We start from the raw sequence: 21,299 nt of genomic DNA on the forward strand, positions 1-21,299 counted from the left end.
GGGTTGTGCCTCCAAAGGGGTGATCTCGCAAACGGCCGAGCTTCACGATTCCGACACACATGCCTGCTTTCACGGATAAATAAGGACAACAGCTAGAGTCGGGCACCTCCCAGGCGCCTGGAAACAGGCGTCGACCGGCGTCGGAAACGGACGGGGAGCCGGCGCGCACCCCTCTGCTCCGCAGATTTCCGTCCGTCCGCTGGTCCAGAACCTTTTCCGCCGAAAGGGCACCGCCGGTCATGCGTAATTCCCCGGGCCTGCTGCTGCGCCGTGCGATCGTGGGCTGCTCCGCCCTCGCCATCTTCTCCACCTTCTGGGCGGCGGGCGGCCCCGCGACCGCGGCGCCACCCGCCGCGCAGCCGCCCGCCGCGGAGGCCGAGAGTCTCGCGTTCACGCAGCGGTACCACGCACTCCAGCACGGCGGAATCGTGCGGGCCGCGAACTCCTCGATCAGTTGCCGGAGTTCCACGAAGCCCGCCCGGCCCCACGGCCCCGCGAAAACAGCCGGGACGGCCCGCGTCACGGCGCCCGCCTGCCCCGCGGCACGCAAGGGCGCGGCGGCCGCGAACGACGACTTCGACATGTTCTACATCGACGTCGACAACGACCCGAACACCTACAACTCCAGCCGCGCGGAGGTCCGTCTGCCCAAGGGCGCACGCGTCACGTACGCGCGCCTGTACTGGGGCGGAAACCTCCGCGTCGGCGAGCAGAAGCCGCCGAAGGACAACGGGCGGGTGCTGATCGCCGAGCCCGGCGGCGCGTACAAGGATCTGCTCGCGGACCGTGTGGTCGGACACCGGGCGGCAGGCGGGGCGGACGCGTTCCAGGCCTCGGCGGACGTCACCAGGATGGTGCGGGCGAGCCGTTCGGGGCTCTACACCGTGGCCCAGGTCAATGTGGCCAAGGGCCGGTCCGCCGCCGGGGCGTGGGGCGGCTGGACACTGATGGTGGCGTACGAGAGGAAGGCGGAGCCGCTCAGGCATCTGGCGATCTGGGACGGCTTCGAGAAGCTCGGCCCGCGCGAGGGGCAGGTCGTCTCGCTGGGCAGGCTGGCCCTTCCCGAGTTCGTGCGGGGCCGGGTCGGCCTGGTCGCGTACAACGGCGACCGCGGCAGAAAGGGCGACTCGCTGGCCGTCTCGACGGGCCGCGGTACACCGACCGTGCTGGGCGACTCCGCCAACCCCCGGGACGACGTACTGAATTCGACCATCGGCGGGCCCGGAGCGGCCGCGATGGAACGCGTGCCCGCCTACTCGAACACCCTCGGCTACGACTCGGACGTCCTCGAACTCGGCAAGGGGATTCGCCGCGGGGGTGACCAGTTGGCCTTCCGGATCGTTTCGCAGCGGGACGCGGCCTGGGTCGGAGCACTGTTCGCCGCCGTCGACGCGAAGCAGTGACGCGCGCCCCGGCGCGCCGCCCGTGAGCAAGGAACCGCGCATGCATCTGCCAACAGACCCTCCGCCGCGGGTCCTTCATGTCACACAGCCGATCGACGGCGGCGTGGCCCGGGTGGTCACCGACCTCATCAGGGCACAACTCGCCGCCGGAACACGGGTGACCCTCGCCTGCCCGGACGGCAACGGCTTCGCCCGGGAGGTGCGGGCGCTCGGCGCGGACGTACGGCCCTGGCACGCGACGCGTGCGCCGGGGCCGCAGCTGGCTCAGGAGGTACGCCGGCTCGGCCGTGTGGTGGCGCGGGTGCGGCCCGACGTGGTGCACGCGCACAGCGCCAAGGCGGGGCTGGCCGCCCGGCTCGCGCTGCGCGGACGGATTCCCACGGTGTTCCAGCCGCACGCCTGGTCGTTCGAGGCCGTCGACGGTGCCGCCGCGGCACTCGCGCTGCGGTGGGAACGGTGGGGGGCGCGTTGGGCCTCCCGGGTGGTGTGTGTGAGTGAGGCGGAGCGCACGACCGGTGTGCACGCCGGAGTGCGCGCCCCCTGGCGGGTGATCCCCAACGGCGTCGACCCGGAGCGTTTCCACCCCGCGGCCGTGGACACCGTACGAGCCGCGATCCCGCTGCTCGAAGGGGTCGATCCGGCGGCCCCGCTGGTGGTGTGCGTGGGGCGGCTGTGCCGGCAGAAAGGGCAGGACGTTCTGCTCGACGCGTGGTCCTCGGTGCTGCCGCGGGTGCCCACGGCCCGGCTCGTGCTCGTCGGAGACGGACCGGAGGCCGCGCGGCTGCGCACCGGGGCGCCGCGTGACGTGCTGTTCGCGGGGGCCGCCGCCGATGCCGTGCCCTGGTACCAGGCCGCCGATCTGGTGGTGCTGCCGTCCCGTTGGGAGGGCATGGCGCTGGCTCCGCTGGAGGCCATGGCCTGCGGGCGTCCGGTCGTGATGACGGACGTGGACGGCGCCCGCGAGAGCCTGCCGCCGGGGCATGACGCCCGCTGCCTGGTGCCCTCGGGGCAGCCGGAGCCGCTCGCGGAGGCGATCGGCGCGCTGCTGTCCGATCCGCTGCTGCGCGAATCGCTCGGTCACCAGGGGCGCCGCCACGTACTGACCACGCACGACGTGCGTCTCACTGCCGACGCGGTCGCGGGGCTGTACCGCGAACTGCTGGCCGGCCGAGAGGCGCAGCACGCCGGGAGCGACATGTGCGGGGACCACACCGAGTGCAGGGAGTCCATCCACTCGTGACTGCGGAAAGCACCGTTCCCTCCCCCGGCGGACAGCCCCGGGAGTACGGATCCTCGCCCGTCTCGGTCATGCCCCCGCGCGAGCCCGGCGGCGGTTTCAGATTCCCGGCCGGGCAGCGGACCACCGCCCGGCACGCCGACTTGCTGCCGCTGGCCGCCGTGGACGCCGTCGCGGCGCTGGCGACCGGGCAGGGTCTCCCGGAGATCCAGCGGCACCCGATGTTCGTCGTCGCGCTGCTGTTCGGCGTGATGGCGCTGAACACGCGGGCGTCGCTGTACCGCCCGGCGCCCGTGCCCGCCCTTCTCGACGAACTGCCCACCGTCTGCGCGCGGATCGCGGTCACCTGGTGCACGCTGGCCGCTCTGGTCTCCGCGTTCGCCCCCGACGGCGCGCTGTCGGCCCGGACGCTGGCCCTGGGGTGCGCCGCGCAGTCGGCGATCAGCTGCGCGGGCCGCGGCACGGTGCACTGGAGGCGTCGCCGGGCCCTCGTGCTGCGCCCCGGCGCCGCCCTGGTGATCGGTCCCGCGGGGACGGCGCAGCGGGTGGCCTCGGCCTTCCTGCGCCATCCGGGCTGCGGCGTACGGCCGGTCGGCGTCGTCTCCGGCCAGCCGGCCGGCGTCGACGGGCTGCCGGTCCTCACCACCGGCGAGGAGGTGCAGCGGGCGCTCATCCAGAACAGTGTGCGGGTCGTACTCGTGGTGGAGCCGCCCGGTGAACGCGGTCCGATGCTGCGGGCGTTGGCCGAGGCGGGCTGCGAGCTGTGGGAGGTCGACCCGGACTCCCCGTCGTACGACGGGCGGGGCCGGCACACGCTGGCCGGCTTCTCCTGCCGCAGGCTGCCGATCGCCCGACGGCACACCAGCATCGGCAAGCGGTTCCTCGATGTCGCCGTCTCCGGGACGCTGTTGCTGCTGGTCAGTCCGCTGCTCGTGGTGTGCGCGGTCGTCCTGCGGCTGAGCGACGGGCCCGGGGTGGTGTTCCGGCAGGAGCGCATCGGCAAGGACGGGCGACCGTTCACGCTGCTGAAGTTCCGCACCCACCGCCCGGTCGACGCGCACGAGGCCGCGACCCGCTGGAGTGTGGCCAACGAACAGGAGATGAGCCCCTTCTGCCACTTCCTCCGGCGCACCTCGCTCGATGAGCTGCTCCAGCTGCTGAACGTCCTCTGGGGCGACATGAGCATGGTCGGACCGCGCCCCGAACGGCCGTACTTCGTGACCAAGTTCAGCCAGACCTACCCCGGCTACGCGGCCCGTCACCGGATGCAGACCGGTATCACCGGACTCGCCCAGGTGCACGGGCTGCGCGGCGACACCTCGATCGAGGACCGTTGCCGGTTCGACAACGCGTACATCGACAACTGGTCGCTGTGGCAGGACATCTGCATCCTGCTGCGCACGGCCGCCGCGCTCGTCCGCCCGACGGGGAGCTGAGCCGATGAGCCACGCCCTGCCCGCCACCCCGCTGGACACCCTGACGGCCGCCCTCCGGCGCGCGCTGCCGGTGCTGCCCGTCGTCGCGGTGATCGCGCTGCTCGGGCTGCCGATCGCGCCGAGCGGCGAGGGCGGCGCGAACATCGCGGACGCCATGTCCGGTCTCGTGGTGGTCTGCTGCGTGATCCATCTCGTACGGGCCCGTCGACGCCCACTGTCCGCGGCCGCCGCCCTGGTCATCGGACTCCCCGTGGTGGGCATCGCGGTCGCCGCGGCCGGGGCGGCGGACCCGGGGGCCGGGATCACCGGCCTCACCCGCTATCTGCAGATCTTCGTGCTGGTACCGGCGGCGGTCCTGCTGCTGGTGCGCGACCGGCGCGACTTCCGGCTGCTGGCCTGGTCGTTCGTCGGTCTGGCGCTGTGGCAGGGAGCCGTCGGGGTGCGGCAGTACGTCACCGGGACCGGCGCCTCGTACCAGGGCGAGGACGTCCGGGCGGTCGGCACGTTCGGGCCGACCGATGTGATGGGGATGGCGTCGGTGGTCGCGTTCGGGCTGGTGTGCGCGGTGGCGCTGGCCCTCGGGACGAGTACGGCGCGGCAGCGCGCCGTCGCCGTGCTGTGCGCGCTGGCACTGCTGCCGCCGCTCGCGCTGTCGTTCAGCCGGGGCGCGTGGATCGCCACGGCCGTGGCCTGCGGCGCGCAACTGGTGCTGGCGGGACTGCGGCGCGCGGTGAAGGTGGGCGCGATGGTGGCCGCGGCCGGGGTGATCCTCGTGGGCGGGCTGGGCGTCGGCACCGCGATGCTCCAGGAGCGCATCACCAGCATCACGCAGGTCGCCGACGCGCCGGACCAGTCGGTGGTCGACCGGTACACGATGTGGGCGGCGGCCATCGACATGTGGCGCGAACACCCGCTGACGGGGGTCGGGTTGAAGGGCTTCCCCGACAACCGGGACGGTCACGCCTCGCTCGCCCTCTCCTCGGGCAGCGACATCGCGGGCGCGGGCGCCGCCTTCCGCAAGCAGCCGCTGCTCTCGCCCCACAACATGTATCTCCTCGTCCTCGGCGAACAGGGCCTGATCGGGCTGCTCGCCCTCGCGGGCAGCTGGCTCGCGCTCCTGGTGTGCGCACTGCGCGGGCTCGTCCGGGTGCGCCGCACACCATCGGACCCCCCGGGGCCCGGCCTCACCTCGGGCCCGACCCCGCCCGGCACGGACTGCGCGCTCGTCGCGTGCGGGCTGCTCGTCTGGCAGCTGATCGACTTCGTGTACGCGGACATCGGCGGCCCCTCGACCGTCCTGACGGCCGTCGTCTTCGGCCTCGTCGGCTGGTGGGCGCTGATGGACCCGTCGACTCCGGCCGGCGCCGACGCGACGACGCCGGCCTCCTCCGTACCGGAAGAGGCCGCGGCGCGATGACGGTGACGCCTCCCAGGGCGGGGGAAGGCCCGGACGCGAACACGGCCTTCGGGACGGGGACGGGCACGGGTCCGGGCATGGGGACGGACTTGGGGCCGGGCATGGCTGCGGGGGCGGGGACAGGCATGGCTGCGGGTGCGGGGACGGGCACGGGGCCGGGGATGAGCACCGGCACAGGGGCCGACACGGGGACCGGGGCCGAGTCCGCCGTCCCGTTGCCCTCCGCCCGCGCCTCCCGCTCCTCCACCGTCTCTCCTTCCGGCTCCGCCGCCGCACAGCCCCCCGGCTCCCGGGAACCTCAGGATCAGGGCGGACCGGTCTCGCACCGGTTTCTCGCCCGGGCCGCTCTCGTCACCGTCGCGCTCTCGATCGCCGGAGCCCTGCTGGGCCTGGGCCGGGATCAGGCGTTGGCGCATCTGTTCGGGGCCGGGTCGGACACGGACGCGTTCCTCGTCGCGTGGACGGTGCCGGAGTTCGCGGCGACGCTGCTGATCGAGGACGGGCTGGCCTTCGTGCTGATCCCGGCGTTCAGCGTGGCCGCGACGCGGCGCGCACAAGGCGCCGCCGGTGATCCCGTACGCGCGCTGGTCGCCGCCACCCTGCCCCGGCTGACGCTCGCGTTCGCTGTCGTCGGCGCACTGCTGATCGCGGGGGCGCCGTACCTGGTCGAGGCGCTCGCGCCCGGCCTGCCCGATCCCCGGCTCGCGGTGGACTGCACCCGGCTGACCGCGACCTGTGTGTTCTCCTTCGGACTCGCCGGGTACTGCAGCGCGGCCCTGCGGGCACACCGGCGCTTCGTGGCCCCGGCGGCGATCTACGTGGCGTACAACGCCGGCATCATCGCGGCGATGTTCGTCCTCGGCGGCCGCTGGGGCGTACGGTCGGCGGCCTTCGGTGTCGCGGTCGGCGGCGCGCTCATGGTGGTGGCGCAGGGACCCTCGCTGTGGCGGCAGCTCCGGCGCGGGCAGGCGGCGAACGACGCCCTGGCCGGTGAACCGGCCCGCCCGATGGATCTGACCCTCATCAGCACGGTCCTGCTCTTCGCGCTGTGCCGGCAGGCCCAGGTCTTGGTCGAACGCTTCCTGGCCTCCTCGCTGCCGGCCGGAGCCATCTCGCATCTGAACTACGCCCAGAAAGTGGCCCAGATGCCGATGGTGCTCTCGCTGATGCTGTGCACGGTCACCTTCCCGGTGGTCGCGCAGGCCATCGCCGAGGGCGACACCGAGCGGGCCCGCGACCGGGTGGAGCGGGATCTGGCGCTCGTCTCCTGCACGGTGCTCCTGGGCACGGCGGCGGTCGTCGCGTGTGCTCCGCAGATCGTCCAGCTCCTGTTCCAGCGGGGCGCGTTCACCGCCCAGGACACGGCGGCCACGGCCGCGGTCATGCGGGTGTACGCCCTCGGGCTGCTGGGACACACCCTGGTCGGCGCGCTCGCCCGCTCCTACTTCTCCTCGGGGCGGCCCACCTGGTACCCGCTGTTCGCGATGACCGCCGGGATCATCGCGACCTCCTGGATCGGCGTCCTGGCCGTCGGCCCCTTCGGGGTGTGCGGGATCGCCGTCGCCAACGCGATCGGCATCACCCTCAGCGCCCTGCTCCTGCTGCGCGGTATGGGGCCGCGCAGTGTGCCGATCCGCACCCGCGCGGTGGTGTCCGAGATCGGCAAACCACTGCGGGCCGCACTGGCCGCCGCGGCGGCCGGGGGTCTGTGCGCGAGCCGCGTGGACTCCCCGCTGCTCGGACTCGTCGTCGGCGGCACGGTCGTGACCGTCGTCTTCGCCCTGCTGGCCTGGGCCCTCCGGGTCGAGGGGTTCGCATCCGCACTCCGTTCCGTCACACGAAGGGTTCCGTATGCCCGTTTCCGCTGACAGCAGCAGACGTACCGGCACGAGCTCCCTCGACGCTCCGCCCTGGGTGGCGATGTACCACTCCGTCGGGGACTGCTCCGACGACCCCTACCGAATCACGGTCTCCCCGCACCGCCTCGGCCAGCAGTTCGGCTGGCTGCGCCGGCGCGGGCTGCGCGGTGTCCGCATGACGGAGCTGCTCGCGGCCCGCGCCCGCGGCCAGGGGCAGGATCTGGTGGGCCTCACCTTCGACGACGGGTACGCCGACTTCGTCGAGACCGCCCTGCCCCTCCTGCTGCGCCACGGCTTCGGCGCCACCCTGTTCGTCCTGCCCGGGCGGCTCGGCGGCGACAACGCCTGGGATCCGCTGGGCCCCCGCAGGCCACTGCTGAGCAAGCAGGGCATCCGGCTCGCCGCCGCCTCCGAGGGCATCGAGATCGGCTCGCACGGACTCACCCATGTCGATCTGACGAAGGCCGACGACACCGTGCTGCACGCCGAGGTCGCGGAGAGCAGAGCGGTGCTCTCGGATGTGATCGGTGCTCCCGTCGACGGCTTCTGCTACCCGTACGGAACCATCGACGGCCGGGTCGTCGACGCTGTCCGCGACGCCGGGTACAGCTACGGCTGCGCGATCGACCCCGGCCCGCTGACCGGCCCGTACGCCCTCCCCCGCGTGCACATCGGCGAGAACGACACCCCCGTACGCCTGTTCCTGAAGTACAAGCTGCACCGTCTGCGCCGACGCCCGGCCGAGGGGGTCTGATGAAGGCGCTGCACATCATCACCGGTCTGGGCGTCGGCGGCGCCGAGCAGCAACTGCGGCTGCTGCTCCGGCACCTGCCCGTCGAATGCGACGTCGTGACGCTCACGAACCCGGGCTCGGTCGCCGACGGGCTCACCGACGACGGTGTGCGCGTCATCCATCTCGGCATGACCGGCAACCGCGACCTCGGCGCGCTCCCCCGCCTGGTGAAGGTGATCCGCGCGGGTCGCTACGACCTCGTGCACACCCACCTCTACCGGGCCTGCGTGTACGGAAGGCTCGCCGCCCGGCTGGCCGGAGTGAAGGCCGTCGTGGCCACCGAGCACTCGCTCGGCGACTCCCAGATGGAGGGCCGCCGGCTCAGCTCGGGCGTGCGCGCCCTGTATCTGGCCAGCGAGCGGCTCGGCCGCGCCACCGTCGCCGTCTCCCCCACGGTCGCCGAACGGCTGCGCCGCTGGGGGGTGCCCGGGCCCCGGATCGAGATCGTGCCGAACGGCGTCGACCTCGCCCGCTTCCGTTTCGACCCGGTGCTGCGCGAACGCACCCGCCGCCGGCTCGGGCTGCCGGAGGGCGCGTACGTGATCGGCGGCGTCGGACGGCTCGCGGCGGGCAAGCGGTTCGACGTCCTGATCCGCGCGCTGGCCGAACTGCCCGGCGACTGCTGGCTGTTGCTGGTCGGCGGCGGCACGGAGGAGAGCCTGCTGCGACGCACGGCGCACGACGCCGGGGTCGCGGACCGGGTGCTGTTCACCGGCGAACGCCCTATCGGCGGCGCTCCCGGCGCCGATCTGCCGTCGCTGATAGGGGCCATGGACGTCCTCGCCTCGCCCAGCCCCGAGGAGGCGTTCGGGCTGGCCGTCGTGGAGGCGATGGCGGCCGGGCTGCCGGTGCGGTACGTCTCCTGCCCGGCCGTCGAGGACCTGCCGCCCGAGGCGGCCCGCGGCGCTGTCCGGGTCGGGGGCGGCGCTGACTCCTTCGCCCGCGCCCTGACCCGCGTCCGCGCGGAGCCTCCCGCCCCCCGCTCGGCCGCGGAGGCCGCCCACCACTACTGCATCACCCGCAGCGCCGCACAGCTCATGGACGTGTACGCGGCCGCTGTCTCGCGCACCTGACTGGAGTGAGTTCCTCATGTCCGAAAACCTCACCAGGGGCCACCGTTCCCAGGGAACGGCCCTCGCCCGGGCGAAGACCATGCCGCCGTGGTCGCTGCTCGCCGCCGGAGCCGTGCTCGGCGGCCTGCTCGGCGGCGCGTACGGCGTGGTGAAGACCCCGGCCTACACGGCCACGAGTTATGTCATCGCCGTACCGACCGAACAGGGCGACCCGTCGGCCGCGCTCGGTTTCGCCCAGGCGTACGGCCGGGTCGCCACGCAGCTCGCGGTGCTCGGGGACGCGCAGGTGTGGGCCGGTGTGCCGGTGAAGACACTGCAGACGAGCGTGCGGACGGCGACCTCCCCGGACGCTCCGATGGTCGCCGTCTCCGCCACCTCCTCGCACTCCGACCGCGCCGCCGACATGGCCAACGCCGTCACCCGCTCGCTGATCCAGCACGCCAACGCCAGTCAGAAGAGCACCCACGTCGAACTCCTGTCGTTCTCCCGCGCGGTGAAGCCGACCTCGGCGTCCTCGGCGCCCGCGAAGTTGACGGGCCTGGTCGGCGCGAGTGCGGGCGGCCTGCTCGGCGGTCTCGTGCTGCTCGTCCGTCCCCGGCGGTCCACCGATATTGCCCGCCCGGCCTCCGTGCCGAGCCCGGCCACTGCCGCCGATGTGCACGGACAGCTGTGAGCGGGACGCTCCACACCGGTGTGCGGAGGGCTGCGCGAGCCGAACTCGTCACCGGTGAGCGGGAGTTCGCCGAAATGGCGCCGGCCTGGGGGCGCCTGTACCGCCGGTGCGGCGCCGCCACCGCGTTCCAGAGCCACGCATGGCTGCACTCCTGGTGGCTGTCGTACGGAACGCCGGGGCGCCTGCGTCTGGTGGTCGTGCGCGAGGGCGATGAACTGCTGGCGGTCGCGCCGCTGATGCTGGTCCGCCGTCTCCTGCCCGCGCTCGTGCCGCTCGGCGGGGCGATCTCCGACTACGCGGACGTGCTCCTCGACGACGAGCACGCCGACCGGGCCGCCGCGGCGCTCGCCGAGGGCCTGTCGGCCGCCGCCCGCACCGCGCTGATCGACTTCCGCGAGGTCCGCCCCGGCGCCGCGGTGGAACGGATCTACGAGCGCTGGCGCGGACCGCGCCGCCAGGTCCGGGACTCTCTGTGCCTGGAGCTGCCGGCCACGTCGATGGACGAACTGGTGGACCGACTGCCCTCGGCCAAGGCCCAGCGCGTCCGGGCCAAGCTGCGCAAACTCACCGCGCTCGGGGTCGAACAGCGGGTGGTGACCCACGACGAGGTGGACGCGGCCCTGCGCCGTCTCCTCGAACTGCACCGCTTGCAGTGGGAGGGCCGGAAGGTGACGTCCGAGCACCTCCACGAGCGGTTCTCGGAGCATCTGGTCCGCTCGGTGGGTCCGATGGTGCGGTCCGGGGACGCGGTGGTCACCGAGTTCCGGCTCGACGACACCGTGATGGCCGTGGACCTCACCCTGCTGTCGCGCCGTCTGGCGGGCGGCTATCTGTACGGCGCCCATCCGCGGCTGCGCGAGCGCAAGGCGGATGTGGCGGTGATGCTGCTCGACGCGTGCTCCCGGCACACCGAGGCGGGCGGCCGCGGGGCACTGAGCCTGCTGCGCGGCGACGAGCCCTACAAACACCACTGGCGCCCGGATCCCGTCGTCAACCAGCGACTGCTTCTCGCCCGCCGACGTACGGCGCCGCTGATGGCGGCGGTCGTCTGCGATGTCGACGCGCGCCGGCGGGGCAAGGAGCTGCTGCGGATCTGGAGGGAGCGCGGTGGCGGCAGGCCCTGAACGACCCGCCGCCACCCGGGTGTCACCGGTCGCCCGACCACCAGTCGCCCGACCACCAGTCGCGCGACCACCAGTCGCGCGACCACCAGTCGCGCGACCACTCGTCGAGGGGCACGCACACCTTCCCGCCGATCCAGGACTCCACCCAGTCACCGAGATCCAGCGGCGAACAGGTCGCGTCCGAGGCCGGCTCGGATGTGGGCGTCGGCGTCGTGGGCGAAGCCGGCTCAGGTGTCGGCGTCGAGGCCGGCTCGGGCAACGGGGTCGGCATCGGGGTCGGGGTCGGCGTCGGAGTCGGCGTCGGAGTCGGCGTCGGAGTCGGCTCGGATGTCGGAGTCTTGGCCGGTGTCGGAGTTGGCGTCGGCTCGGGCGTCGGGGTCGAGGCCGGGATCGGAGTCGGCGTCGAGGCGGGTTCCGGGGTCGGCTTGGGCGTCGGGGTCGGCGTCGGGGTCGAGGCGGGTTCCGGGGTCGGCTTGGGCGTCGGCGTCGAAGCCGGTTCCGGGGTCGGGGTCGGGGTCGGGGTCGGCTTGGGCGTCGCGGTCGAGGCCGGCTCGGGCGTCGGTGTCGGCGTAGGCGTGGAGGCCGGCTCAGGTGTCGGCGTCGGGTCCGGTGCCGGATCGGTGACCGGATCGGTGACCGGATCGGTGACCGGATCGGTGGCCGGGTCGGTGAAGTGGGACAGCGCGGCACGGTAGGCCTGGGACGCCTGCGGGTTGTCCCCGCACTGCCACACACCGTGCGGGCAGTAGTCGGTGAGCGTGTTGTACAGCGGCTTGTGCTCGTCGATCCACGCGAGCATGCGCTTCACGTACTCCGCGTTGTCGCCGTTGTGGAAGAGTCCCCATTCGGGATAGGAAATGGACTTGCCGTGGGCCTTGGCGAAGTCCACCTGCTCCTGAAGCCCGTACGGCTCCTTCACCTGCTCGTCGAACGAGAGCCCCGACGGCTGGTCGTACGTATCCATGCCGATGATGTCGACCGTGTCGTCCCCCGGATAGCACTCGGTCCAGGGAATATCGTCCCGGCCGCGGCTCGGGGCGAAGTCGAACCGGAATTTCTGTCCCGGCACCGCCCGCATGGCGGTGACGATTCTGTTCCAGTACTTCTTCCAGGCCTCCGGGTCGGGACCGCAGCGATGGGTGTACGTGGTGCCGTTCATCTCCCAGCCGAGCACGATGACGGTGTCGGGCACGTTCAGCTGGACGAGCCGCTCGGCGAGAGCGCGGAAATGGTGGTCGAAGGCTCCGGCGGCGCCCTCCCGCAGCAACAGGCGGACGTGGCCGTCGGAGAGCCCCTCCTCGTTGCGCTCCATCATCGGGACGTTGAGGACGAGCATCCGGTCGTCCCGCTCGCGACGCCAGTCCGCCCAGCCATCCAGGAATCCGGGCGCGCCCTCGATGTTGCTCCAGAGGTCGCCGGGCAGATATGTGTGCCCGACCCGCAGCTCGGTGCCGCCCAGCCACTGGCTGAACTGTTCGATGCCGGCGATACCGCCGGCCCCGTAGTCGAGGTAGGCGCCGAACGCGGGCGGCTCGGCGGGGGCCCGCTTGACGGGCGGTGTGGGCTTCACGCCGGTCGTGACGGGCCGCGTCGGTACCGCGACGGTCGTGATCGGCCCGGTGGGCTTCGGCGCGGGTGCCGACGGCGGGGTCGCGGCCGGAACGCCGCCGGTGGCTGACGAGTTCGCGGGCGGTGTCGCCACCGTGGGTGTCGGAGCCGGCGGGTCACCGACCCGCACCGCCCCGACGCCCACGGCGTATGCCGAACCGGACGCAAGGGCGACCGACGTGACGATGCCGGCCGCGATGAACGCCAGCCTTCCGCTCCGGGGCCGCTGTTGCTGCGGGGCCATGCCTGCTCCTCTCTCCCTCTTGGTCCTCGGATTCCATGTCCGATTACTGACACTCAGTCATATGAATGCCCATTCAGCCAACCGGGGTTTCGTCCCCCACCCCCCGATGATCACTCGCACGGGTGACCCGCCCGGTCACCACGTCCGTCCCCGGTTCCTCACGACCGAGTTCCCGATCCGAAGGAAAAGCCCGTGCCGATTCTCGACACCCGGGTCCCCGCCGTCCTGCTGCGCATCGACCGGAATCCCTTTCACCACGGAACGCTGGGAGCCGTACGCTCACTCGGCAGAGCCGGTGTGGAGGTCCACGTCGTCGCCGATTCCGAGGGAAGTCCCGTCCGCAGATCGCGCTTTGTGAGCGGGATGCATCCACCGCCCCCGCCCGGTTCATCCACCGCGGACATCGCCGCCGTATTGCGCCGAGTGGCCGCCCGGGTTTCCCGCCGTGCCGTACTGGTCCCGATGGATGACGCGAGCGCCCTCGCCGTCAACCGTCTCGGCGACGAACTCACCGTCGGGTATCTGCTGCCCGAACAGCCCCACGCCCTCGCCGAACGGGTCGCCGACAAGGCCGAACTGGCCGCCGTCTGCGAGAGCGTGGGAGTTCCGCACCCGGTGACCCTGATTCCGCGGAGCCCGGCGCAGGCGGCCGAGGCTGCCTGGCAGCTGGGGCTGCCGGTGGTGGCCAAGTGGAGCCGCCCCTGGCTGATCCCGGCCGGGACGGGCCTGCGCAGCACGATGGTGGTCCACTCGGTCCAGGAGGCGCGGGCACTGTATCTGCGCACCGAGGACGCGGGCAGCCGACTGCTGCTCCAGGCCTTCCTGCCGCCGGGCCCCGACCTCGACTGGTTCTTCCACGGATACGTCGCCCGGTCCGGGGTGACCCACGGGGGCGGTCCGGGCCGCAAACACCGCGCCTGGCCCCGAGGCGCGGGCCTCACGGCAGTCGGCCGCTGGACGCCCAACCCGCAGCTCCAGGCGCTCGTCGAACGGCTCACCGAAGCCCTCGGCTACCGCGGCGTCTTCGACCTCGACTTCCGCAGGGACGCCGCTACGGGCCGCTACCACCTTCTCGACTTCAACCCCCGCCCCGGCGCCCAGTTCCGGCTCTTCGAGGACGGGGCCGGTCTGGACGTCGTACGCGCACTGCACCTGGATCTGACGCGGCGTCCGCTGCCCGCACCGGCACCCCGGCCGGGCCGCGCGTTCGTGGTGGAGAACTACGCGCCGCTCGGCGCGCTGCGCCCCCGGTCCGCGGGGCGCGAACTGGCCTGGCACGCACGGGACGACCGCGCCCCCGGGCGGGCGATGTGGGGTCTGTGGGCCCGCCATGTGTCACTGCGCCTGACGCGGCGCGTGGGCCGCCTGCTGCGGAGGCCGGCCGCGGCGGCGGAGACGGCCGGAACGACGGAGTCTGTCGGAACTACGGAGCCTGTCGGAACTACGGCCGAGCCGCGGGAGCCGACCGGGGCGCCCGGGGTGACGGTGCCCGAGGCCGCGGACGCGGCGGCGGCCGTGATGGAGCGGCCTGTCATCACCAGCGCGGACCCGGCCGTCGTACGACCGCGCGGCGGACCAGTTGCGCGCAAGGACCCCCGCTCCGCCCAGGTACCCGCCCCGTTGACCGCCCGGCCGGCGGGCCATGTGTACCGCTCCCTTGCCGACGACGAGAAAGCGAGCAGCTGCTGATGTACGACCTCTTGGTGGTGGGAGCCGGCCCCTACGGCCTGTCCATCGCTTCGCACGCCGCGGCGGCCGGGCTGAAGCTGCGCGTCCTCGGCCGCCCCATGGCGTCCTGGCGGGACCACATGCCCCGCGGCATGTTCCTGAAGTCGGAGCCGTGGGCGTCCAGTCTCTCCGACCCCGAACGCCGCTGGCGTCTGGAGACGTACTGCGCGGGCCGGGGTGTCGAAGCCCGGCACGGCGAGCCGATCCCGGTCGAGATGTTCGCCTCCTACGGACTGTGGTTCACCCGCAACGCCGTTCCCGCCGTGGACGAACGCATGGTCGTACGCGTGCGGGCCTGCCCCGGAGGCTTCGAGGCCCTGGTCGACGACGGTGAGGTGCTGCGCGCCCGCACGGTCGCCCTGGCCATCGGCGTGATGCCCTTCGCCGAGGTGCCGGCCGCGCTGAGCGCCCTCGGACCCGAGCAGATGTCGCACAGCAGCCGTCACGGCGAGCTCTCCCGCTTCCGGGGCCATGACGTCACGGTGATCGGCGGCGGCCAGGCCGCCCTGGAGACGGCGGCCCTGCTCGCCGAACAGGGCACCAGGGCAAGGGTCCTGGCCCGCGCCGACCGGCTGAACTGGAACGACCTGCCGCCCGCCCTGGAGCGGTCGTGGTGGCGGTCCGCCCGCGCCCCGCACAGCGGTCTGGGCTGCGGCTGGCGCAACTGGTTCTACGCCGAGCGCCCCGGCCTCTTCCGCCGGCTCCCGGAACCGACCCGGACGCGGATCGCGGCCACCGCGCTCGGCCCGGCGGGTGCCTGGTGGGTGCGCGACCGCGTCGAACCGGTGGTCGAGCTGATGCTGGGTCACGAGGTGACGTCGGCCTACACCTCGGGCATCGGCGTACGGCTGGAGACGGTGGACCGGGACGGCACGCCGACGTGTCTGGAGACCGACCACGTCATCGCGGCCACGGGGTTCAGGGCGCGGCGCGAGCGACTCGGCCTGCTCGCCGACGATCTGCGCGCCGAGCTGGCGGCGATGCCCGACGGTTCCCCCTACATCGGCCGGGACTTCGAGTCGTCGGTGCCGGGGCTCTTCATGGCGGGCCTGATCACCGCCTCCGGCTTCGGCCCCGCGATGCGTTTCGTGCAGGGCGCCGGCTTCACGGCGGACACGCTCGTGCGCGGCGTACGACGGCGGCTGCGCACGGGGCCGACCGGCGGGCGGATTCCGGCACCCGGGGGACGCCGTCGGCAGGGGTCGGACCTGGGGCTCGGCACCGGGCACTGACGCCGGCGGCGCACCGGGCGGGCGCGCGGACCGCCCCGGGCGCCGGGCGCGGGGACGCGTCCGGCTCCCGGGGCGGAACGTCACGTACGGGACGCGACCCGGGCTCGCCGGTACAGCACGATGCCGCCCGCCAGCAGGGCGGCGCTGGCGGCCGAGGTGGCGAGCAGGCCCTCACCGCCGGTCTCCGCCAGCGTCGGGGGCGGGGTGTACTGCCGGTGCACCATCGGCGGGGCGGGGGGCTGCTCGTGGACCTTCACGGGCGGGGTGTACACGAGAGGCGTGTACGGCGTCCGCGTCGGCGGGTGCTCGTGGACCGTCCGCGGGGGCGTGTGCGGAGGGGTCGACGGCGGAGTGCAGTGGTGCGGGGTGGTCGCGTGGCCCTCCGGCGCGTGGTGATGGCCGCATTCGTTGCCGAACACGGGGTTCAGCAGACCGATCGCGTCCACGCTGTTGCCGCAGAACTCGACCGGAACGTCCACCGGAGCCGCGGCCTGGTCGCCCGACAGGACACCGGGCGAACCGTGGGCCCCGCCGTACGACGAGGAGCCACTCCAGCCGCCGTGGCGGTCGCCCGAGTCGCCGTACCCCGGGCCTCCGCGACCGGAGTGCCCGTGATCGGTTTCCCCGTATCCGGAGTGGCCGTGACCCGAGTCGCCGTAGCCGCCGGGTCCACCGCCATGACCGCCATATCCGCTCTGGCCGGCGTGCTCACCGCCGTAGCCACCGCCCGAGTGACCACCATGACGGCCGTGTTCACCGCCGTGGCCACCGCCCGAGTGACCACTGTGGCCGCCGTGCTCACCGCCTTGGCCGCCGTAGCCGCCGCCCGAATGGCCGGCGCCGCTGTGCCCGGCACCGTGTCCCGAGCCGTGGAGGGGCCCGGCATCGTGCTGGGCGGCGTCGTGCGGCGCGGCGTGCCGGCCGTACGAACCCGAGCCGTTGGCGCAGGAGTTGCCGAACGCCGGGTTGAGGGCGGCGACGACGTCGACCGTGTTGCCGCAGACGTTCAGCGGCACGTTCACCGGAACCTGGACGTTGTTTCCCGACGCCACACCCGGCGAATTCGAGGCCGTCGCGGCCGCGTTGGAGTCCGCGAAGGCCGGGCTGCCGTACAGGGACATGATGCCCGTCGCAGCCGCGGCCACGACCACTCCCCTACTCAGGTTCTGTCGCACTCTTGTTTGTCTTCCTGCTGGTAGAAGTGAGGAGGCCGGCCTGAGGACCGAAGAGGTCGCCCAGGCCGGCCGTGGCACAGCCGAAGCGGCTGAAGTGCCGAAACGTCAGTCGTTGGCGCAGCGGTTGCCGAACGCCGGGTTCAGCAGGCCGAACTCGTTGAACGAGTTGCCGCACACGTTGTGGGAGATGTGGACGGGGACCTGGATCACGTTGCCCGAGAGGACGCCGGGAGAGTGGACGGCGGCACCCTCGGCACCCGCGTCGGCGAAGGCCGGGGCAGCCATGCCCAGGGCCATGATCGCGCCGGCGACGACAGCAGCGCTCTTCTTGTGCTTCACGTGCTTTCCCTTCTCTGCGGCCATGCCCCTTTGTCGGCCGAAACCGAGCGAGCACAACTCGAGTGGCTCGCACCATGACCTGCGGGCTGTAAACGACGGATGGGCGGCCGAAGAAACTGCGGCGCGCAGGCCAATGAGGAATTCACTCGAATCGCCCCGCACCGAATCGGCACGGGAGCTTCACGGCAGGCGAAACGCTCCTTCCGAAGAGGAAGCGTTTCACCCGGGTCGGGAATGTCAACTCGACAGGAACTGAATTCATTTATACGACGAGAACACACGTCGAGGCCGGACCGCCCGCCCGAACGAGACGTGCGGTCCGGCCCCGGGCGGAGGGTCAGTTGTGGCCGGCGCCGTCGCCCGACAGGACCGGGACGTTGTCCGCGATGTGCGACAGCGGCTCGTCGCCCTTGGCCTGCGTGGAGTTCTCGGCGCACTGCCGGTTCTGCCGCGCGGAGAGGATCGGCACGCCCTGAACAGCGGTGATCGGGTACGGCCGAGGACCGAGCTCGCGTCGACCTGGGCCGGCAGCCGACGCAGAGCTTTGCTGAGCGTGCCCTGCGCGAGCGAGAGCTGGGGGCTCATGTCGCCCTTGGTCAGGGCGTTACCGTACGACTGTCCGGCACCGTTCCCGTTCACCGTGGTGACGCCGTTGTCGGTGTCATGACCAGTGCCTTCTTGGCCATTTCCTCGGGGCCTTTCCCGGCGGTGACACCTATTCCCGCCCCCCTCAACCGGAGCCGGCGGGACTGGTTGCGTAACGTCACCCGATCGGGCCGCTCAGTCCGTCCGAATTCATGGAACCCATGACCGAGGATTTGTCCGTCACATCGCCCATATAGGCCATTGGGGTGAATCGGAGCAACTATGCGGCCCAGGCCCAGTTGTCCAGGTCGCTCCGGTGGACGGGGTTTCTCCAGAAGGGATCAGCAAGTGATCAAGAAGGTTATGGCTGCTGCGGCGATCGCCGCTTCCGTCGTCGGAGCCTCGGCGGCGGTCGCCCCACAGGCGCTGGCCATCGGCAACGACGACGGTGTCACCACCGTCAACGGCAACAACGCCGCGCAGATCTACGGCAACCAGGCCACCTACGGCAACATGAGCCCGCAGATGGCGCTCATCCAGGGCTCGCTGAACAAGCCCTGCCTCGGCCTGCCGGTCAAGCTCAACACCTCCTCCATCGTGGGGGGCGCCGCCCCGATCACCGCCCTGCAGGACGTGCCGATCCTCTCGGCCCCGCAGAACCAGCAGTGCACCGAGAACTCCACCCAGGCCAAGGGCGACGAGCCCTTCTCGCACATCCTGGACAACATCCCGGTCCTGTCGGGCAACGGCTCCCGCCACAGCTGACCCAGCGCCGCGCACAGCGGGCCGCCGGCGCGTCCGGCGACCCGCTGCCGCTGTCACCTCCACGACGACAGCGGCGGCGACGTGTCGGCCTCATGGGCCTTCCGGGGGACGCCCCGCAACCAGACCATCCACAGCACTGTTGATCATGACGCGGCTCCGATCGGAGTCCGCTCTCCGAAAGGGCAAACGAACATGAAGAAGCTCTGGGCGACCGCGGCCGTCGCCGCTTCCCTCGTCGGCGTCTCGGCTGCCGCCGCGCCCCAGGCGCTGGCCATCGGCAACGACGACGGTGTCACCACCGTCAACGGCAACGGCTCCGTCCAGAAGTACGGCAACCAGGCCACGCACGGCGACATGAGCCCCCAGCTCGGGCTGGTGCAGGGCTCGCTGAACAAGCCCTGCATCGGTCTGCCGGCCAAGATCAACACCGCAACCATCACGGGCGCCGCCCCGATCACCGCCCTGCAGGACGTGCCGATCCTCTCGGCCCCGCAGAACCAGCAGTGCACCGAGAACTCCACCCAGGCCAAGGGCGACGAGCCCTTCTCGCACATCCTGGACAACATCCCGATCCTGTCGGGCAACGGCTCCGTCGGCAGCTGATCACCTCGGCAACGCGGACAGCGGGTCGCTCTTCGGAGCGGCCCGCTGTCCGCGTTGCTGAGGATGTTCTTCTTCCGGCCGGTGATCGTGATGCAGTCGCCCTGGTCCAGCGTGCCGAGATCACCAGTGGCGAACCAGTCCTCGGTCAATGCTGCATCGCTCACCGCCCGGTTGCTGCTGTAAGCATCGAAGGCGACACCTCTCTCGGCGAGCGCCTCTCCGCCGTCGGCGATGTGGCACGGATGAGGACGCAGCCCATGGGCCTGTCGGTGCACGCGGATGCGGCAAATCGTCGCGGTCGTTTCGGGGGTGAGCGCGACGCGGCGCTTACTGACCTCCTCGTCGTTGATGTCCCACCCCGGGGAGGCGATTCCGGCGAAGGCGCCCGCGTCCAACTGCCAGACGAACGGGGGTTCGGGGTGGCGGATGACGCCGATGGCCACGGACCCCGCGTTCCCGGAGGTTTTGACGATCACGAAGCGGCTGCCCGGCCCGCGTGCTGTTCGCCGGTTTCAACAGGTTCTTGCGATCTCCGGGCTTCGACCCTGGGAGGAATCGCGTCCTCGTCGTCCCGGCGCGGTATCGCTCGTGCGTGCTTGGTCGAAATGCGGCCGGGTGTCGTGTACCACGGATCCGGCGCCGTGTTCTCGTGGTGGTGGGTTCACTCGGTCGGGTGATGCGGGGTGAACGCTCAGCGGGCTGTCGCACGTGTGTATAGGTTTGGTGATCGTGAAGCTGGTGGTGCAGGTCAGACTGCTGCCGACGCCGGTGCAGGCGGCGGCACTCGAGGCGACCCTGCGTGCCTGCAACGAGGCGGCGACCTGGGCGAGTGAGGTCGCGTTCGCCACGGGTGTGAAGCGGAATTTCGCGTTGCGGGAGCACACCTATGCCGAGGTCAAGGAGCGGTGGGGGCTGGGTGCACAGGCCGCCCAGCACGTCATCAAGAAGACCTGCGACGCGTACGCCACCCTCAGGGCGAACCTGAAGGCGGGGAACCTCGGCAGGCCGGGCTCGAAGCGCTACCGGCGGGCGAGCGAGAAGCCCGTCGCCTTCCGGCCGCAGGGCGCGCAACCGTACGACGACCGGATGCTGTCCTGGCAGACCGCACGGCGCACGGTGTCGGTCTGGACACTGTCGGGGCGGATGAAGGATGTGGCGTTCACCGCCGGACCCGGGCAGTTGGCCACCCTCGCCCTGTACCGCAAGGGTGAGTCGGACCTGCTGTACCGCGACGGCATGTGGTTCTTGAACGCGACCTGCGAGGTCCCCGACGCCGAGCCGAACACCGACCTGGTGGACTTTCTCGGCATCGACCTGGGCATCGTCAACATCGCCACCACCTCCGACGGCGAGATCATGGCCGGGCGAGCCCTGAACCGGGGACGGCTGCGTGAACGCACCCTGCGCAACAAGCTGCAACGCAAGAACACCCCATCGTCCAAGCGCCGATTGAAGAAGCGGCGACGCAAGGAGTCACGGCGGGCCAAGGACATCAACCACAAGATCGCGAAGCATGTGGTGGCCGAGGCAGAACGCACCGGTCGCGGAATCGCCCTGGAGAACCTGACGGGCATCCGCGAGCGGGTACGGCTTCGCAAGCCCCAACGGGCCACCCACTCCAGTTGGGCTTTTGCCCAGCTGGGGCAGTTCATCGCGTACAAGGCCCGGAGGGCGGGGGTGCCGGTGGTGTACGTCGATCCGGCGTACAGCTCCCGCACCTGTGCCGAATGCGGCCACAACGACGGGGCGAACCGGGTCTCCCAGGCCTGGTTCGCGTGCCGGAACTGCGGATTCGTTGATCACGCGGACCGGAACGGCTCCCGCAACATCCGTGCTCGCGCGGAAGAGTTGTGGCGACGCGGGGCGCAGTCAACCGCCCCAGACCCGCCCCCCGAACCCGGGCGTGGGACAGGACGCAAGCGCAGCACCACAGCCAGTGGCGACCGCTCTGCAAGCCCGGGACTTTAGCCCCGGGCCGTTGACATCCTTGCGTACACCCATCACG

At 72.0% G+C, this 21,299-nt stretch carries 17 protein-coding genes and 1 pseudogene; 14 read left to right on the forward strand and 4 right to left on the reverse strand.

Annotated features, from left to right (window positions below; translation table 11 throughout):
* The first annotated feature begins 239 nt into the window (after nucleotides 1-239).
* The 9 genes from ABZX90_RS06265 (at nucleotide 240) to ABZX90_RS06305 (ending at nucleotide 11,015) form a co-directional block, all read left to right on the forward strand.
* Complete coding sequence (locus ABZX90_RS06265) at nucleotides 240-1,403, forward strand: DUF3344 domain-containing protein (RefSeq protein WP_355201864.1); 1,164 nt, start codon at nucleotides 240-242, stop codon at nucleotides 1,401-1,403.
* 40 nt (nucleotides 1,404-1,443) lie between these two features.
* Nucleotides 1,444-2,643 carry a glycosyltransferase gene (locus ABZX90_RS06270; protein ID WP_351128395.1) on the forward strand — a complete coding sequence of 400 codons (1,200 nt, stop codon included), beginning with the start codon at nucleotides 1,444-1,446 and terminating at the stop codon, nucleotides 2,641-2,643.
* Nucleotides 2,640-4,076: a sugar transferase gene (locus ABZX90_RS06275; protein ID WP_355201866.1), complete on the forward strand. Its 1,437-nt coding sequence runs from the start codon at nucleotides 2,640-2,642 to the stop codon at nucleotides 4,074-4,076. Before ABZX90_RS06270 ends, ABZX90_RS06275 begins: the two co-directional genes overlap by 4 nt.
* Before the next feature lie 4 nt (nucleotides 4,077-4,080).
* Nucleotides 4,081-5,493 (forward strand): O-antigen ligase family protein, encoded by a 1,413-nt coding sequence (locus ABZX90_RS06280; protein ID WP_351128399.1) that lies wholly within the window; start codon nucleotides 4,081-4,083, stop codon nucleotides 5,491-5,493.
* A gap of 161 nt (nucleotides 5,494-5,654) precedes the next feature.
* Nucleotides 5,655-7,361: a lipid II flippase MurJ gene (locus ABZX90_RS06285; protein ID WP_355201869.1), complete on the forward strand. Its 1,707-nt coding sequence runs from the start codon at nucleotides 5,655-5,657 to the stop codon at nucleotides 7,359-7,361.
* A complete protein-coding gene (locus ABZX90_RS06290; RefSeq protein WP_351128403.1) occupies nucleotides 7,345-8,106 on the forward strand; it encodes a polysaccharide deacetylase family protein in 762 nt (253 codons plus the stop codon). The genes ABZX90_RS06285 and ABZX90_RS06290 overlap by 17 nt, the downstream gene beginning before the upstream one ends.
* Nucleotides 8,106-9,218 carry a glycosyltransferase gene (locus ABZX90_RS06295; protein WP_351128405.1) on the forward strand — a complete coding sequence of 371 codons (1,113 nt, stop codon included), beginning with the start codon at nucleotides 8,106-8,108 and terminating at the stop codon, nucleotides 9,216-9,218. Before ABZX90_RS06290 ends, ABZX90_RS06295 begins: the two co-directional genes overlap by 1 nt.
* A 16-nt stretch (nucleotides 9,219-9,234) precedes the next feature.
* Nucleotides 9,235-9,891: a lipopolysaccharide biosynthesis protein gene (locus ABZX90_RS06300; RefSeq protein ID WP_351128407.1), complete on the forward strand. Its 657-nt coding sequence runs from the start codon at nucleotides 9,235-9,237 to the stop codon at nucleotides 9,889-9,891.
* A gap of 74 nt (nucleotides 9,892-9,965) precedes the next feature.
* Nucleotides 9,966-11,015 carry a GNAT family N-acetyltransferase gene (locus ABZX90_RS06305; protein WP_355202343.1) on the forward strand — a complete coding sequence of 350 codons (1,050 nt, stop codon included), beginning with the start codon at nucleotides 9,966-9,968 and terminating at the stop codon, nucleotides 11,013-11,015.
* 22 nt (nucleotides 11,016-11,037) lie between these two features.
* On the opposite strand, the gene ABZX90_RS06310 is transcribed toward ABZX90_RS06305, so the two are convergent.
* Nucleotides 11,038-12,867, reverse strand: coding sequence for a glycosyl hydrolase (locus ABZX90_RS06310; protein ID WP_355201872.1), 1,830 nt, complete (start codon nucleotides 12,865-12,867; stop codon nucleotides 11,038-11,040).
* Nucleotides 12,868-13,059: 192 nt separating this feature from the next.
* Here ABZX90_RS06310 and ABZX90_RS06315 point away from each other — a divergent pair, with 192 nt between their 5' ends.
* Entirely contained in the window at nucleotides 13,060-14,556 is a 1,497-nt protein-coding gene (locus ABZX90_RS06315) for an ATP-grasp domain-containing protein (protein ID WP_355201874.1), read from the forward strand.
* Nucleotides 14,556-15,827, forward strand: coding sequence for an FAD-dependent oxidoreductase (locus ABZX90_RS06320; RefSeq protein ID WP_351128413.1), 1,272 nt, complete (start codon nucleotides 14,556-14,558; stop codon nucleotides 15,825-15,827). Before ABZX90_RS06315 ends, ABZX90_RS06320 begins: the two co-directional genes overlap by 1 nt.
* 80 nt (nucleotides 15,828-15,907) lie before the next feature.
* Here ABZX90_RS06320 and ABZX90_RS06325 read toward each other — a convergent pair whose 3' ends face one another.
* From ABZX90_RS06325 to ABZX90_RS06335, 3 genes and pseudogenes are all read right to left on the reverse strand, one after another.
* Nucleotides 15,908-16,972, reverse strand: coding sequence for a chaplin (locus ABZX90_RS06325; protein WP_355201876.1), 1,065 nt, complete (start codon nucleotides 16,970-16,972; stop codon nucleotides 15,908-15,910).
* Between the two features lie 135 nt (nucleotides 16,973-17,107).
* Nucleotides 17,108-17,365: a chaplin gene (locus ABZX90_RS06330; RefSeq protein ID WP_351128417.1), complete on the reverse strand. Its 258-nt coding sequence runs from the start codon at nucleotides 17,363-17,365 to the stop codon at nucleotides 17,108-17,110.
* A gap of 313 nt (nucleotides 17,366-17,678) precedes the next feature.
* Nucleotides 17,679-17,998: pseudogene (locus tag ABZX90_RS06335) on the reverse strand (rodlin); the annotation flags it as partial.
* Nucleotides 17,999-18,274: 276 nt separating this feature from the next.
* On the opposite strand from ABZX90_RS06335, the gene ABZX90_RS06340 reads away from it, so the two are divergent.
* The 3 genes from ABZX90_RS06340 (at nucleotide 18,275) to ABZX90_RS06350 (ending at nucleotide 21,262) form a co-directional block, all read left to right on the forward strand.
* Nucleotides 18,275-18,691 carry a rodlin gene (locus ABZX90_RS06340; RefSeq protein ID WP_355201879.1) on the forward strand — a complete coding sequence of 139 codons (417 nt, stop codon included), beginning with the start codon at nucleotides 18,275-18,277 and terminating at the stop codon, nucleotides 18,689-18,691.
* Nucleotides 18,692-18,883: 192 nt separating this feature from the next.
* Nucleotides 18,884-19,294, forward strand: a complete 411-nt coding sequence (locus ABZX90_RS06345; protein WP_355201882.1) for a rodlin — start codon at nucleotides 18,884-18,886, stop codon at nucleotides 19,292-19,294.
* A 729-nt stretch (nucleotides 19,295-20,023) separates the two neighbouring features.
* Nucleotides 20,024-21,262: a transposase gene (locus ABZX90_RS06350; RefSeq protein WP_355201885.1), complete on the forward strand. Its 1,239-nt coding sequence runs from the start codon at nucleotides 20,024-20,026 to the stop codon at nucleotides 21,260-21,262.
* Nucleotides 21,263-21,299 lie beyond the last annotated feature (37 nt).

This window comes from Streptomyces sp. NPDC002935 (assembly GCF_040611295.1).
GTDB lineage: Bacteria > Actinomycetota > Actinomycetes > Streptomycetales > Streptomycetaceae > Streptomyces.